Annotated in this window: 17 protein-coding genes and 1 tRNA gene; 13 read left to right on the top strand and 5 right to left on the bottom strand. The window is 52.5% G+C overall.

Translation table 11 applies throughout. From position 1 onward, the window contains the following. The first annotated feature begins 2 nt into the window (after positions 1-2). Together surE and ABFZ84_RS13650 are read left to right on the top strand one after the other, a co-directional pair. The gene (surE, locus tag ABFZ84_RS13655) at positions 3-767 is read left to right on the top strand and encodes a 5'/3'-nucleotidase SurE (protein ID WP_369314637.1); all 765 of its coding nucleotides are present in this window, start codon (positions 3-5) and stop codon (positions 765-767) included. A gap of 122 nt (positions 768-889) precedes the next feature. After that, on the top strand, positions 890-2062 hold the full coding sequence (locus tag ABFZ84_RS13650) for a peptidoglycan DD-metalloendopeptidase family protein (protein WP_369314636.1): 1173 nt from the start codon (positions 890-892) through the stop codon (positions 2060-2062). 102 nt (positions 2063-2164) lie between these two features. On the opposite strand, the gene ABFZ84_RS13645 is transcribed toward ABFZ84_RS13650, so the two are convergent. The 3 genes from ABFZ84_RS13645 to ABFZ84_RS13635 form a co-directional block, all read right to left on the bottom strand. After that, on the bottom strand, positions 2165-3265 hold the full coding sequence (locus ABFZ84_RS13645) for a flagellar biosynthesis protein FlhF (RefSeq protein ID WP_369314635.1): 1101 nt from the start codon (positions 3263-3265) through the stop codon (positions 2165-2167). 200 nt (positions 3266-3465) lie between these two features. Beyond that, positions 3466-3777 carry a CtrA inhibitor SciP gene (sciP, locus tag ABFZ84_RS13640; RefSeq protein WP_369314634.1) on the bottom strand — a complete coding sequence of 104 codons (312 nt, stop codon included), beginning with the start codon at positions 3775-3777 and terminating at the stop codon, positions 3466-3468. Positions 3778-4323: 546 nt separating this feature from the next. Next, positions 4324-4812, bottom strand: a complete 489-nt coding sequence (locus ABFZ84_RS13635; protein ID WP_369314633.1) for a MucR family transcriptional regulator — start codon at positions 4810-4812, stop codon at positions 4324-4326. 426 nt (positions 4813-5238) lie between these two features. On the opposite strand from ABFZ84_RS13635, the gene glyA reads away from it, so the two are divergent. Genes glyA through thiL form a run of 4 tightly spaced genes read left to right on the top strand, consistent with a single transcriptional unit; the run spans position 5239 to position 8542 of the window. After that, positions 5239-6534, top strand: coding sequence for a serine hydroxymethyltransferase (glyA, locus tag ABFZ84_RS13630; RefSeq protein WP_369314632.1), 1296 nt, complete (start codon positions 5239-5241; stop codon positions 6532-6534). Positions 6535-6581: 47 nt separating this feature from the next. Then, positions 6582-7043 carry a transcriptional regulator NrdR gene (nrdR, locus tag ABFZ84_RS13625; RefSeq protein WP_369314631.1) on the top strand — a complete coding sequence of 154 codons (462 nt, stop codon included), beginning with the start codon at positions 6582-6584 and terminating at the stop codon, positions 7041-7043. Between the two features lie 25 nt (positions 7044-7068). Beyond that, positions 7069-7545, top strand: a complete 477-nt coding sequence (gene nusB, locus ABFZ84_RS13620; protein ID WP_369314630.1) for a transcription antitermination factor NusB — start codon at positions 7069-7071, stop codon at positions 7543-7545. Between the two features lie 16 nt (positions 7546-7561). After that, a complete protein-coding gene (gene thiL, locus ABFZ84_RS13615) occupies positions 7562-8542 on the top strand; it encodes a thiamine-phosphate kinase (protein ID WP_369314629.1) in 981 nt (326 codons plus the stop codon). A 64-nt stretch (positions 8543-8606) separates the two neighbouring features. Here thiL and ABFZ84_RS13610 read toward each other — a convergent pair whose 3' ends face one another. Further along, on the bottom strand, positions 8607-9065 hold the full coding sequence (locus tag ABFZ84_RS13610) for an outer membrane protein assembly factor BamE (protein WP_369314628.1): 459 nt from the start codon (positions 9063-9065) through the stop codon (positions 8607-8609). Between the two features lie 291 nt (positions 9066-9356). On the opposite strand from ABFZ84_RS13610, the gene ABFZ84_RS13605 reads away from it, so the two are divergent. From ABFZ84_RS13605 to ABFZ84_RS13575, 7 genes are all read left to right on the top strand, one after another. Next, positions 9357-9905 (top strand): ubiquinol-cytochrome C chaperone family protein, encoded by a 549-nt coding sequence (locus ABFZ84_RS13605; protein ID WP_369314627.1) that lies wholly within the window; start codon positions 9357-9359, stop codon positions 9903-9905. Then, positions 9902-10432, top strand: a complete 531-nt coding sequence (locus tag ABFZ84_RS13600) for a YceD family protein (protein ID WP_369314626.1) — start codon at positions 9902-9904, stop codon at positions 10430-10432. Before ABFZ84_RS13605 ends, ABFZ84_RS13600 begins: the two co-directional genes overlap by 4 nt. Before the next feature lie 155 nt (positions 10433-10587). Beyond that, positions 10588-11661, top strand: a complete 1074-nt coding sequence (gene plsX, locus ABFZ84_RS13595; RefSeq protein WP_369314625.1) for a phosphate acyltransferase PlsX — start codon at positions 10588-10590, stop codon at positions 11659-11661. Then, positions 11658-12629 carry a beta-ketoacyl-ACP synthase III gene (locus tag ABFZ84_RS13590; RefSeq protein WP_369314624.1) on the top strand — a complete coding sequence of 324 codons (972 nt, stop codon included), beginning with the start codon at positions 11658-11660 and terminating at the stop codon, positions 12627-12629. Before plsX ends, ABFZ84_RS13590 begins: the two co-directional genes overlap by 4 nt. 247 nt (positions 12630-12876) lie before the next feature. Further along, positions 12877-13194 carry an integration host factor subunit alpha gene (locus ABFZ84_RS13585; protein WP_369314623.1) on the top strand — a complete coding sequence of 106 codons (318 nt, stop codon included), beginning with the start codon at positions 12877-12879 and terminating at the stop codon, positions 13192-13194. A gap of 11 nt (positions 13195-13205) precedes the next feature. Beyond that, a complete protein-coding gene (locus tag ABFZ84_RS13580; protein WP_369314622.1) occupies positions 13206-13754 on the top strand; it encodes a MerR family transcriptional regulator in 549 nt (182 codons plus the stop codon). 104 nt (positions 13755-13858) lie between these two features. After that, positions 13859-13935 (top strand) — tRNA-Pro (locus ABFZ84_RS13575). 56 nt (positions 13936-13991) lie between these two features. On the opposite strand, the gene ABFZ84_RS13570 is transcribed toward ABFZ84_RS13575, so the two are convergent. Beyond that, entirely contained in the window at positions 13992-14699 is a 708-nt protein-coding gene (locus ABFZ84_RS13570; RefSeq protein ID WP_369314621.1) for a hypothetical protein, read from the bottom strand. Positions 14700-14889: the final 190 nt, after the last annotated feature.

Here is a 14889-nt window from a genome sequence, read left to right as displayed (position 1 = left end):
GAATGCGGATTTTATGTTCTAACGATGATGGTATCCATGCGCGTGGGCTTGAAAGCCTGGTTAAGATTGCGCAGGAGCTTTCTGATGATGTTTGGGTTGTTGCGCCCCAAGAGGAACAGTCGGGCGCGGCGCGGGCATTGACACTTGCCCACCCTTTGCGTGTGCGCAAATTTGATGATCGCCGCTTTTCTGTTTCAGGAACACCAAGTGATGCTGTGATGATGGGCGTGACGCGGTTAGTAGAGGGTAAAAAACCGGACCTAATTCTTTCCGGGGTCAATAATGGTCAGAACCTCGCGGAAGATGTGACGGTTTCTGGCACCATCGCAGCAGCCTTTCAGGGCATGTCTATGGGCATCCCATCAATCGCGCTGTCGTTGTCACGGCTCGATCGCGACAAAGCGCGGTGGCATACCGCTGAGGCAAATGGTGCGCGCATTGTCCGCCAGTTGCTCGATACGGGGTGGCCGGATGACGTGGTGATCAACGTAAATTTTCCAGATGTTGAGCCGGACGACGTAAAAGGAATTGAGGTCACCGAGCAGGGCCATCGCGACGCGGTGCAGCTTTTTGCGGAAGAGCGCAAAGACCTTCGTGGCGGAACCTATTATTGGTATGGCTTTAAGGGGACGCGATCCAATCCACCCGAAGGAACAGACTTGCGCGCGATCTATGATGGCCGCATTTCGATTACGCCGCTTCACCTTGCGCTGACCCACAAGGACTCGCATCAGAAACTGACGGATAGCTTTAAAACTGAGGCGTAGACTCCACGGTTTTCAAATTAATGACAAATCCTTAACAGACTGGCCATATATTTACCTTCTGTTAACCAAAGAGAGCAAACGTCAGTTCGAATCGAATTGATATTTTCTTTGGAGGAGGGGTGATGAAAACCGTGGGTTGGGCATTATTAACAAGCTCTTTTATGGCGATCGCGGCGTGTGGATCTCATAATCATGCGCCTGTTGTTTATGGTGCAGACCCGGCGCGGCAAACCCGCGTTTATCATTCACCAGAAGATATCTATCGCGCGCGCGAAGCGAAAAATGTGCAAACCGCGCAAGTTTATCAAAAGCCAGTTTACCAACCGCAAAGCGCAGCGATTGAGCCGGTGCAGCTGACCCCGGTGAAGGCGGTCTATTTAGGTGACGGTGGGCGACAGGCTGTTTCAACAGCCCCGGCGCATCTGCATAAAGCCAAAGGCTATATCGAAGTTCAGCGTGGGGATACTGTGTATGCTATTTCGCGCCGCTTTAATGTTGAACCCGCCGAACTCATTGACGCGAATGACCTTAAAAAACCCTATGGGTTGAGTGTTGGGCAAGTGTTAAAGCTGCCGAAAGGGGCGACGGCGATTGCTGTTGATGCGCCGACCCGGCGTGTTGCAGCCCAAGACAGATTACATACGGTTCGCGGCGGTGAAACGCTCTATGCAATTTCACGCGCATCAGGCGTTTCCGTAGGTAATATTGCTGCGGCAAATAATCTGCGTGCACCATATGCGCTTAGTGTCGGCCAGCGGATTGTGATTCCACAAGCGCCGGTCACCGCGTTAGATCGCCCAGCGACACCGCAAATAACCAATACGCAACGCACGGTAAAACGTGAAACAGCACCCGCAGACGTAGGTGAGATTTCTCGTACAGTTTCTTATACTAAGCCTGAACCAGCTTCGGCGAAATCGTTGTTCTCGTGGCCTGTTCGTGGTGCGGTGATTTCGGAATATGGCTCTGGCAACCTTGGTCGTCGTAATGACGGCGTCAATATTGCGGCGCCTGTCGGTTCGCCGGTTCGTGCGGCCGCCGATGGTCAGGTTGTTTATCGCGGGTCGGAGCTTGAGGGCTTTGGCAATCTATTACTGGTGAAACACCAGGACGGATTTGTTACGGCCTACGCCCATAACGACGCGATGCTAGTCAAAAAAGGTGATCCTGTCCGCAAAGGTCAGTTGATCGCGAAAGTCGGCCAGACCGGCGCAGTGACCACACCGCAGTTGCATTTTGAAATTCGTCAGGATTCAAAAACTGTCGACCCGGTTGCACTTCTTGGCAAACAGTAGTTTAGCTGTCCCCCAACAGCTGATCTAGTAACAAAGCGTATTCAGTATAAAGATAAAGTAGCGTTTTAATTGGCGGGCCTATGGCCCGCTTTTCTTTTGGGCCTAGCGTGAAATCGGGCCGGGGCGAGAGGCGATCAACCGCCGCGCGAGGAATTCCGGCGTCGCGGTCAATAACCCCTCGGAGATGAATGGCGTTTCTGAGAAATGCGCGAGCGCAAGCTCGCCCTCGAACGCTGCGCGTAGCCCCGCGCCAACCCGTTTGGTGGCGTCGAATTTGGTCAGGATACAGCGCCGAACACCGATCTCTTTAAAGGCCATTGCCCAATCTACATATTCGTCGGCGTCACCGCTCGCAGGCAATACCAAAACCGGCTCGGCATTGGCGGCTTCACGATAGCTTCGGAGTGCAGCGATATCGGCGCTATCGAAAGGGCTGACGCCGGGCGTGTCAAAAACGACGGCCCCTTGCGGTTTGTGGCTGCGTAGAATTTGCGCCACATCAAGTGGCGATTCCGTGATGAAATATTCCGCATGCAGCGCTTCACCATAGGCTTTGATTTGATCAATAGCCCCGGCGCGCCCAACATCCGCTGTGATCATTGTGGCTTTGCTGCCATTTGCCTGCGCCGCAGCGGCAAGTTTTGCAGCGGTGGAGGTCTTGCCTGCGCCTGTGGGCCCCACAAGCATGATCGGGCTTGTCGGTGAGAAAACCATTGGCGCAAAGACGAAGGTTTCGCGAAAGCCCGTTTCCAACCGATAAAGATCCTCATCAATGTCTGATTTGCGGGCTCCATCGACCAACGCAGCCAATAGGCTCTCGCCGATACCATGAGGCGCAAGGATTTCCGCCATAGCGCGAACGGTCACGTCACTCATATTGATGCCGCGCGATGATTTTCCGCCGCTAAGTTTGCTGGAAAGGCGCGAGAGTGCATCGGCCGAAAATTTGGCTTCGATGCTATCGCTCAATCGCGCGCCAGCGCCCATCTTGAACGGGCCTTCATCGACCGCGTCACGGGCCGCTCCCGCAAAGCTGGCTTTCGGTGCGGGGGTCGGGGCTGCGGGCGATGGTTTGTCAGAGGCCGTTACCTCAACATCACCGCTCGGTAGATTACGTACGGAAATGATGACCGTTTTTTCGCCTAGCGCTCGGTGCGCTTTTGCTTTTGCCGCGTCGAGGGTTGAGGCGATAAACTTCATCATGAGGAACACAACCGGTCATTGTTTGGGCTCGCCTGAATACCACTACTGGGCTGGCCTATTCCGACCAAAGCGAAATCGCCTTTATTGTAACGGCTTTAAGGGGGGGATGCCAGTTGTAGAGGTTCTTCGTGTTATCGCCCGACATAAAAAAACCCGCGTCATAGATGACGCGGGCTGTTCGAAAACCGAAAAGTGGAGGGTTACCTATATTGTTGAACGCGTGTCGCGCGTAGGCCGGGCAAACCAAATTGATCGATTGCTTTTTGCCATGAAAGAAACTCTTCCACAGTGAGGGTGTAGCGGGTGCAGGCCTCTTCGAGGGTCAAAAGGCCACCGCGAACTGCGGCAACGACTTCTGCTTTGCGACGGATTACCCAGCGCTTCGTGCTCGGCGGAGGGAGGTCTTGTAAAGTCAGTGGCGTACCATCTGGACCGATGACGTAAGCATCCGTCTTTGCCGGGGCTTCTTCGGCAATGGCCAATGGTACTATTGTTTCTGCGACGACAGTCATGACGGTTTTAATCCCCGTAATACGCAACTAATGGATCTACTTATTTGATGAGGCTGAACCTAAATTGGGGCTTTTAAGAAACGGCTAAACATCATGGTAAAAGCTTCGATAAGTGGTTGATTATTGGTGAAAAAATTGATTTGAAAATTTCCCAGATAGGAACAATTTTATATTTCCCACGGAAATGGGACGCTGGAATTGACGCGTTTATTGGATTGAGGAGAGAAAAATTAGGTCAGGTGTCTTAAATCCGTATCAGAACTAGACACTGGACAGTGATGCGATGCCGCTGATCCGTTAACGGCGGCGGCAAGCAATATTTCTCAAAGGGCGCAATTTTTTTTGCGCGTGAGCAATTCCCAAACCTATTTAGGGCGCGGTATTGCGGCTTCTGAGCGGAATTTGAGGTGTGATTGAGTAGAATTGAAAGGCCCGATTTGTTCGGGGCTTCGGCTTTCAATCTATTCTGCGCTTTTTTCGGTACTTCTGCGCGAATGGCAGAGGCTCGGGGGCAGGTGTCGTTATCCTTGACCGAGCCTCCGCTGGTTACTTCTTTTTTGCCACACGCTTTTTGCTGGTGGCTTTCTTTGCGGCGGATTTAGTGCCGGCGCGGTTTTTAGACGTTGCAGCCGTGCCCAAGCCGATATCTTTGGCAAATTGTGAACGGCGTTTGGCGTAATTTGGTGCAACCATCGGATAATCCGCAGGTAAGCCCCATTTACGACGATATTCCTCAGGCGAAAGATCATAATGCGTACGCAGGTAGCGTTTTAGCATTTTGAGCTTTTTGCCGTCTTCTAGGCAGATAACGAAATCAGGTGTCACCGATTTGTCGATCGGAACGGCAGGCTCGCGGTTGGTTATGAAGTCTGCACCTTCCTCAGCGAGGCCGGAGACAGCTGAAAAAACGTCATGAAGTAGAGTTGGTAAGTCCTCAGCTTTTACTGAGTTGTTGCCAACATAGGCGGCCACAATATCACCAGCCACATTTATTGCGTTGAATTGTTCGCCGGAAGCCGGCTTCTTAGTAATCATACTATTTCTCCTTTGGGAGCGTTTTCCCGGAGATGCGGAGCTTACTAATAGAACTGTCTAGTAAGGTAAGCACTGCTAAGGATACACTCCCTTATGCGCAAGATAATACAAGTTGCGCTCCTCACCCCAATATTCCGGTAACTCGAATTAAGCGTCTTGGCAATGGTTTCGCTTATTTAGATACAAAAAAATCAAGTAATCATGCACAATTGATCGATAAGAGCGCCCATACGCTATTTATTGATTGTGAAGTACGCAGGTCTTCTACACACAAGATTGGTAAACTGATCAGTTCGAACGAATATTCGATCGATTTTGACTGTTATGCCCAGACTGCATTGCCGTTAAAAGAATCGGCGCTTATATGTCAGCCCCATAAAATGGGACCCGCTCTTGGGTGCCGCCACCTCGCCAGGAGACGCCTTAATGAGTGCTAGTCATGCCTACGAATTACCGGAAGGTTTTTTCACTGAAACTCTCGCTGAGAGAGATGCTGATATTTTTGCCGCAATGGGACGTGAGCTTGTTCGTCAAAAAGATCAGATCGAACTGATCGCATCTGAAAATATCGTATCAAAAGCTGTGCTTGAAGCCGCCGGGTCAGTGCTTACAAACAAGTATGCTGAAGGTTATCCAGGGCGACGTTATTATGGCGGTTGTGAATTCGTAGACGAGGTCGAAGAGCTTGCGATTAGTCGCGCTAAAAAGTTGTTTAATAGTACTGAAGCAATAGTTCAGCCGCATTCAGGAAGCCAAGCAAACCAGTGCGTTTTCATGTCGATCATGAAGCCGGGGGATACGTTCCTGGGGATGGATCTCGCGTCTGGCGGGCACCTAACCCATGGTGGCAAGGCGAACCAATCAGGGAAGTGGTTCAACGCAGTATCCTATGGCGTGCGTGAGGATGATAATCTGATTGATTATGATCAACTCGCTGATCTGGCTGAGCAGCATAAGCCGAAAATGATTATTGCTGGTGGTAGTGCGTATTCACGTATTATCGACTTCAAACGCTTCCGTGAAATTGCCGACAATGTTGGCGCATACCTCATGGTCGATATGGCCCATTTTGCAGGCCTTGTTGCGGCGGGCGAATACCCTAACCCGATGGACCATGCACATGTGGTTACAACGACGACGCACAAAACAATGCGTGGACCACGCGGTGGTTTGGTGCTGACCAATGATGCTGACCTTGCGAAGAAAATTCGCTCGGCATTATTTCCCGGAATACAGGGTGGTCCGTTGATGCATATCATCGCGGCAAAAGCTGTCGCTTTTGGTGAAGCGCTACGCCCTGAATTTAAATCTTATGCACGCGCAGTCATTGAAAATGCTCAGGCTGTTTCGAGTGTGCTGGTTGAATCTGGCTATGCGGTGGTCTCTGGCGGTACCGATACGCATTTGGCTTTGATTGATCTTCGACCAAAGGGCGTCAAAGGAAATAAGGCTGAAGAGAGCTTAGAACGGGCAGGTATAACTTGTAATAAGAATGGGGTACCTTTTGACCCTGAGAAGTTCACAGTGACATCTGGCATCCGGATTGGCTCGCCCGCGGGCACCACCCGAGGTTTTGGCGTTGCGGAATTCCGGGAAATCGGGGCTATGATGGCCGAAGTGCTTGATACAATGGCCAATAATAGCGAGGCCGATTCGAGCGTTGAGGCCGCTGTGGCGACGCGCGTCAAAGCGCTCACAGCGCGCTTCCCGATTTATAGCTAAACGCTGCGTGGCCTTTTGGGTTCGAAACAGCAGCAAGGAATATACAGATGCGATGTCCCTTTTGCGGCAGTGACGAAACTCAGGTCAAAGATTCTCGCCCGGCCGAAGATGGCGCTTCGGTCCGGCGGCGTCGTGAATGCGCTGCCTGTGGTGGTCGGTTTACGACGTTCGAGCGGGTGCAGTTGCGCGAGTTGATGGTGGTCAAGAACACCGGGAAACGCGCACCGTTTGACCGAGACAAGCTCATGCGGTCGATTTTGATTGCATTGCGTAAGCGCGAGTTTGAGCCAGAGCGGGTTGAGCAAATGGTATCGGGCATCGTTCGCCGACTCGAAGCGATGGGCGAAAATGAAATCGAGACAATAAGAGTGGGCGAGCTTGTGATGGAAGGGCTCGCCAAGCTCGATGCTGTGGCCTATGTGCGCTACGCATCCGTGTATAAAAATTTCCGTGAAGCTAAGGATTTCGAGCAATTTCTTGGCAAGATGGACGACAGTGAACAAGAGTGAGGCGAGGCCCAACGGGCCCAATGGGATGACATCAAGTAAAAACAGAGAAGGCGCACCGCCACGGTCCGCAGCGCGATTGGCCGCCGTTCAGGCGCTATATCAAATGGAGACCGCCGGGCAGGGTGTTGAGGCCACAATTCGTGAGTTTCAAGATCATCGCTTTGGCAGTGAAATTGAAGGCGTGCAACTGCAAGAGGCGGATAAGACCTTCTTCGCTGATATTTTGCGCGGTGCCGTAGAAGCACAAAACCGCCTTGACCCCTATCTTCAACGGCAATTGACGACCGGTTGGAAGCTGTCCCGGCTTGACGCGACTGCGCGTGCGATCCTGCGGGCGGGCTTATATGAGATGATCCGCCGTCCGGATATTCCGTATAAGGTTGTCATCAACGAATATGTGGACATTGCCAAAGCCTTCTTTGAAGGTGATGAACCAGGCTTTATCAATGCGGTGCTTGATGCGGCTTCAAAAGAGGCGCGCGGCGACGAAGTCACAGTCTAAACACAAAGAAGAATGCATGAGCGAGTTTGACATCATCCGCGATATTTTCGCGCCGCTGACCGCGTCAGCACCGGGTGCGTTTGATCTTATTGATGATGCGGCTTTGCTAGAGCAACAAAACCTTGTGGTAACCAAAGACTTGATGGTTGCTGGTGTGCATTTCCTGCCCAAAGACCCACTCGATCTCGTGGCGCAGAAATTAATCCGAGCCAATCTTTCTGATCTGGCTGCAAAAGGCGCAAAACCGATTGGTTATTTTCTGGGTTGCGTTTGGCCCAAGGCGGTGGCGCGCGATTCAATCGTGCAATTCGCCCGTGGCCTCGGCGAGGATCAGGGCCGCTATAAGATTTCGCTCTATGGCGGTGATACCACCATGCACAGTACCAAAACTGGCCCGTTGACACTGTCGGCGACATTTTTTGGTACGCCGCCACGGCAGGGCATGACGTCGCGATCAGGCGCGTCGCTGGGTGATGATTTGTACGTGTCCGGAACAATTGGCGATGCGGGGCTAGGTCTTGCGGCTCTTCGTAAAGAGTTCAAATTCACAACCGTTGATAAAGCTTCGCTCTCGGGGCGCTACCATTTGCCAGAGCCGCGTTTGAGCCTGGGTGCTGCGCTTGCGGGCCTTGCAACAGCGGCAATAGATGTGTCGGACGGGTTGATTGCAGATGCGGGGCATCTTGCGCATGCCTCGGGTTTGCGCGCCGAGATCGAAGCCGTGGCGATACCGCGGTCGGCGGGGGCTGCGTCATGGGTGGCGGCCCAAGATCATCGTTGGCGTGCGCTGGCGAAGCTCGTGGGGTTTGGTGACGATTATGAAATTCTCTTTGCGGCACCGCCCTCTATGCGCCGGTCCATAACAGTCGCATCAAAAGCGTCGCGTACGGAGGTTTCGCGTATCGGGACGTTAAGTCGTGGCGATGGCGTTTTGTTTCTCGATGAAGCGGGCAACCCAATACCGGTTGAAAATGTGGGTTACGACCACTTCAGCTAAGAATTGGTGCACAAAAAATGCCGACGCTGAGGTCGGCATTTTGAGAGATCAAATTATGTGCGGTTCACTGGCCGGGTGTTGGGCCTTCTTCGCCAATACCCGCAGGCAGCGCGCCGACATTACCCAATAGCTGTTCCCAGAAATTGAGGGTTTTGCCGCGTGTTGGGGTCTGGCGCTGGACGAGCCGAATATCTTCGCCATCGTTGAGTGTATAAGTGTCAAACTCTTCAACGGCACCCTCGGGGTCAAAATGAATCGCCGTGACCGTTCGTGTCTGGGTCTTTGGCTTAAAGAATGCCCGTGAATGATCTGTTGAATGGAGATAGTACCATGCGTTGCGATCAAAGACGCCGATCATTGATGGTTCGCCATATTTCGCGAGGATAGAGTCTTTCGTGTCAAAGCCCGGTTCCGCGGCCAGTGATTCCTGATCCCGCTCGAGCACATAGCCGTGGCTAGAACGAACGGAAACGCAGGCTTGCAGGGTCGTTAGGCAAAGCGCCAAAAGAAGAAGTCTGATCATGTTGCGCTCTCTACTCTTTGCTCGTCGTGCTCTAATAAGAGCGGGTCGGATTTTACCAAATAGCCAGATGCCGGAAAACATAGATTACCGGAAAACATAGTCGATTTTGGCCTTTTCGCCCACTGGGACTTGATCGTGAGGCCCGTCGGGAATACTTCGCCCATCGATACCAGCGATTGCGATGCGCCGCAAACCCTTGATGGCGATAATCCTGCCTCTCGCCGGTATCAGGTCATTTTTGGGTACGCGAGCGGCCAGCCAGTAAGAAAAGAAGCTAAGGAATACTCCTGCATGTTTAAACCGCTATTGAATGCGATCTTCAAAAAAGATCCGTCGCTTGAGGCTGGCCGCGCGTTATACGCCGCTGCCGTTGAGCAGGCCCGCTCAGCGCCGCTTTATGAGCAGCTAGGGGCTGAAGACACGGTCGAGGGCCGATTCGAGCAGGTCGCGCTTCACGTTTATTTGGTGATGCGTCGTTTGAAGACCGAGCCGGGTGCACGCGAAACCAGCCAATGTATGTTCGATGCGATGTTCCAGAATATGGACGATTCATTGCGTGAAATGGGCGTTGGCGATGATGCGGTGGGTAAGAAAGTGCGGAAAATGGCGGAGAGCTTTCATGGGCGGATCGCTGCCTTTGAAGATGCCCTCGCACCCAACGCAGAGCCGGCAGAGCTTGAGCGCGCGCTGGGCCGCAATCTTTTCGCGAATGAACAGGCCGCCGCCGCGCCAAAATTTGCTGCCTATGTGAGAAAGCTCGATGCGGCCCTTCATGGGCAACCACATGGGCGTGTCGCCAAGGGAATTGTCGTTTTCCCGCCAATGGAGGAACTGATATGAGCGAGCCGCAACCAGAATTCAGTAAAATCATTGAATTGGGCGATCCGGGCCGCGCGCCAAAAATCTTCAGCCTGACTGCGAACGAAGATCAGTGCCGCAAAGTCGCGGCGAGGCTTGGCGCTTTGTCGATTTCCCATTTCGAGGGGGAGATTCGCATCTCCACCACCAAAACCGAGATTTTTGTCGATGGTGCGGTAAAAGCCCAGATGGTCCGGGAATGTGTGGCCAGTCTTGAGCCCGTGGATGAAGCTGTGCATGACGAATTTGATATTGAATTCACGCGTATTCCAGAGACAAAAGACGAAGATGAAACCGAGACTGAAGAGGATTGGCGCTTGCCAGAGGTCCATCTTGGGGATGACATTGATATTGGCGAATTGCTCGTTCAACAGCTTTCTCTCGCCTTGGATCCGTTCCCCCGAAAAGAGGGCGCGACCAGCCTTGCTGATATTTACGCGAAAGAGGAAAAAGTCTCCCCATTTGCTGTGTTGCAAGGGGCAATTAAAAAAAGTGATGATAATCAATAGGTTTACCTAAGCATCGCGCAGGCTATAAGATCATTAACGATGTTTTGCCACGTGCGTTGCATCAGCCGACGGTCGCCCATATTCTCCGCCGCGCTCCGCGATAAGGGGCCCTTTGTTTGGGGTCATATTGGGAATTGAATAGGTAGATGTATTCCATGACAAAAAGTCAGGATCACGTACTGGCGATTGATGCGATGGGCGGCGATGCCGGCCCCAAAGCTGTAGTCGAAGGGGTGGCATATGCGATCCAGCGCGGGCTCAAGAATAAAATCATTTTCTTTGGCGACAAGGCTCAGCTGGAGCCACTGATCGCAGCCGCACCGGAAACCCGCGACGCTGAAATTCGCCATGCTGATAATGTAGTTTCGATGACCGATAAGCCGATGCATGTTTTACGGCGCGGGCGCGATACCTCTATGTGGGCGGCGGTGACAGCCGTGAGTGAGGGCGAGGTCAGCGCAGTTGTCTCTGGCGGGAATACGGGCGCGCTGATGGCAGTTTCGCGCAAACAGCTCGGGATGATTGAGGGCGTGGATCGCCCGGCGGTGACGGCGCTTTGGCCAACCCCGCGCGGGCGCTCGGTAGTGCTGGACGTGGGCGCGAATGTAGACGCCGATGAGAACCAGCTCGTGCAGTTTGCGATTATGGGAGAGGCATTCTTTCGTGCACTGACGGAAGTTGAGCGACCAACGGTTGGTCTTTTGAATGTTGGCGCGGAAGACCTCAAAGGGCATGAATTGATCCGCACCGCTGCGCGTGTCCTGCGCGAGGCCGATCCTGACATGTCATTTCACGGATTTGTTGAGGGTAATGATATTTCAAAAGGCACCGTGGATGTGGTGGTCACTGACGGTTTTACCGGCAATGTGGCGCTTAAATCCGCAGAGGGTGCTGCGCGTCTCTTGGGCGAGTGGATCAAACAAACACTTACGGGGTCTTTGAATGCCAAGCTTGGGGCGCTGATGATGGCACCGGGGCTAAAGAAACTAAAGGATCGCATGGACCCAGGGTCGAACAATGGCGGCGTATTTTTGGGCATCAACGGAATCGTTGTGAAGAGCCATGGTGGCGCAGATGCGCGTGGGGTCGCAAGCGCGGTAAATATGGCCGCTAGTCTTGCGAACCGACCATTCCGGGATGAGATTATTTCAACAGTTCAGGCCGTTATGGAACGACGCGCCCGGCTTAGTGATGCAAAAGAAACAACAGTAAAAGCGGCGGTGGTATGAGTTTGAAGACAGTCCTGCGTGGATGCGGAGCTTTTCTTCCTGATCAAGTTTTGACGAATGAAGAACTCTCGAAGCGTGTTGACACGAGTGATGAATGGATCAGAGAGCGGACTGGAATCCGTGAGCGTCATATTGCTTCCGAAGGTGAGTTAACATCCGACCTCGCGACGCACGCGGCCCAAGCCGCGCTCGATAACGCTGGCCTGAAAGCCAGCGATATCGACTTGATCATTGTGGCGACCACAACGCCTGACCTCACATTTCCATCTACGGCTGCAATCGTACAGGCAAAGCTAGGGGCGGGTGCGGGGGCTGCGTTTGACGTTCAGGCTGTGTGCTCTGGTTTTATCTATGCGCTGTCAACGGCAGAGAAGTTCCTCATTAGCGGACAACATAAACGCGCACTGGTCATTGGCGCAGAAACCTTTTCGCGGATCCTTGATTGGGAAGACCGCGGTACTTGCGTTTTGTTTGGCGATGGTGCGGGCGCGTTTGTGCTTGAGGCTGTTGATGAGGCGGACGAAGGCGAGCGCGGCATCAAGGCAAGCTATATGCGATGCGATGGTCGCTTGGTCGATCTTCTTTATGTTGATGGCGGCGTATCTTCGACCGGCACGATCGGCCATGTGCGAATGCAAGGCAACAAAGTCTTCCGCGAGGCCGTTACGCGCATCTCCCAAGCGATGGTCGCGGTCTGCGAAGAGGCAAAAACCCCGGTCACGGACATCGACTGGTTCGTGCCACATCAGGCCAATGAGCGAATCATTCACGGCGTTGTCAAAAAACTCAATCTTCGTTCCGATCAGGTGATTTCAACCATCGCCGGGCAGGGAAACACCTCTGCGGCGTCGATCCCGCTGGCCTATTGCGCCGGTGTCGCCGATGGGCGGATCAAAACCGGTGACCTTGTGCTGTTTGAGGCCATGGGCGGTGGTCTGACTTGGGGGGCCGCGTTGATGCGCGCCTAGTCAAATCGAGCTTTGATCTGTCATTTGGCGCGCTTTGTGCGCCCAATATGGCCAAAAGTTTATGCTTCGTTTCACTTGAAACAGGTGACGATGAATAAAACAGGTATTATATTTCAAAGACTTATTGACCACAGCGGCCTTAAGCCATTAACCTCTGGTGCAAATGGGCGGCGAAACTGAACCTGCCGGGCACACCACGACTTAAACATTGGCGGCCTCTAGGTTGGATTGTTGGGGAAGGGTAAGCATGACTGGAAAAACCATTACTCGGGCGGATCTGACCGATGCGGTCTATCGCTCGCTTGGTATTTCGCGAAATGAATCTTCGGCCTTCGTAGAACGTATCCTCGATGAGGTGGCTTCAACACTCGAAGGTGGTGAGACGGTCAAAATCTCATCTTTCGGAACTTTTTCCGTGCGGGAGAAAAAACTCCGTATGGGTCGTAATCCGAAAACTGGCGAAGAAGTACCGATTGAGCCGCGACGGGTGATCACCTTCCGTGCCTCGCATGTTCTTAAAGATCAAATCAACAACAGCCACCGACAGTCAAACGCGGCTGAATAAAGAGCAGGTCAATGTCCGTGGCGAAATCTGCCGAAGCCTTTCGCACAATCTCAGAGGCGGCCAAGGAATTGGACGTGCCGCAACATGTGTTGCGCCATTGGGAAGAAGTGTTCGGACAAGTCCGGCCCATGCGCCGTGCCGGCGGGCGTCGCTATTACCGTCCGCTCGACATTGATCTCCTGCGCGGGATAAGAACGCTGCTCTATGATCAGCGCTTCACCACCAAGGGCGTTCAAAAAATATTCAAAGATGAAGGCGTCAAATATGTCTCCGAGCTAGGCCGACGTGCGGCCGCCGGTGAGGCAACGGACGTTCGCCCGGTTCTTGACGACGAAGAAAAGCCAGACGTTGAAACGCCGACGAAAGCCAGCACGAAAGACGATGATGGTGGCGTGCTCGACCTTATGCCGGCCTCGGTCGTGCCTGCGCCGGGCGCGTTGTCGCCGGCCATGCGCAAAAATCTAACCGGGCTGCTGCGGCGGCTGGAACAGGTGCAAGACGCCCTTGATCAGGCGACTTTGGCCCTGGAGGCCATCAACCCCGAAGACGACGAGCGCTAATCGCGCATTTCGGTGAAATTTTGTGAGAAAAGCGGCTTTCCCTTTTGGTCAAGCTGGCTATAGTCCGCGACTTCGCGGCGTGATGTTTCCATCCGCCGCCGGGTCGGAGCGTGGCGCAGTCTGGTAGCGCACTTGACTGGGGGTCAAGGGGTCGCTGGTTCGAGTCCAGTCGCTCCGACCAATATTTAAGCCGTTTTTATGCCTTCGTATAAAGTGTTCTCGGGTTCAATTGCGGGTTCAACCTGATTGTTTGAGAATGCTAATTACAAAGCTCGCTGGGATTGAGAGTAGAGAGGCGAAGAGGGGCAGTTGGTATTCCCAAAAATGATTGTGAAAATGAGCCATTCCCACTGTTTTTTTTCTAAATTCGCTTATTTTTTCGTCTATTTCTCGAAAAAGGCTTTTTGCCTCTTGTTCTATTTCATCGGTTTGTTTTCGGTAGTTGTTGTTGATATTTTCGATAGCGTGATAGTCAGAAAGACTTTTGATCAGTTCAGCGGCATTATCGACGAGTGGTTTTGTATTTCCATCCACTGCTGAGCCAGACTCTTTGAGTTTTTTCCAGTCCACCTGTTTCGCGCTCTCATGGATGCGATCATTTTGTTTCTCGGATGCCGCAATCATTCGTTGCCCCAAGGATCGTAAGACATCTCTGCATTTCTTTAAATTGTCTACGATATCTAGGATATCTTGGTGTAACTCAGGTATTTCAGCCATGCGTTTGTCGTATTTGGCTGAAACGAAAAAAGACGCCGTGAAATAAATAGCTGACCCGAAGAAAAGGCCGATTAAATAGGCTGATGGAATTTCAAATTGCCCGGGAGGAATTTTTATGAAGTCGTTAACTGGCTGTCCTGCAATCGTGTACAACAAAAGTGTAGCACTGGATAAAACCATTGCGGTTTTAACTTGTCTTGTTTGTGCCGAATAAAATTCATACGCCATTGCTAAGACCTCGACAGTTTTCTACTTAGCTATACTGTTTCGAATTAAATAAAAACCTCGCTTGTCTGTTGGGTTAAGAAGTTTCACTGTGAATCGACAGGCGTTGCAACCTCCAATAGATAATCACCCTAAAACCCGCATTTGGTGGATAGATATCAACGGATTGCGCGGCTGGGTTATGCTCCGGCCG

It is taken from the genome of Hyphococcus lacteus (assembly GCF_041058985.1).
In the GTDB taxonomy this organism is placed as follows: domain Bacteria; phylum Pseudomonadota; class Alphaproteobacteria; order Caulobacterales; family Parvularculaceae; genus Hyphococcus; species Hyphococcus lacteus.
The sequence above is the reverse complement of the archived record's forward strand: the minus strand, read 5'-3'. Positions and strand labels throughout refer to the sequence as shown.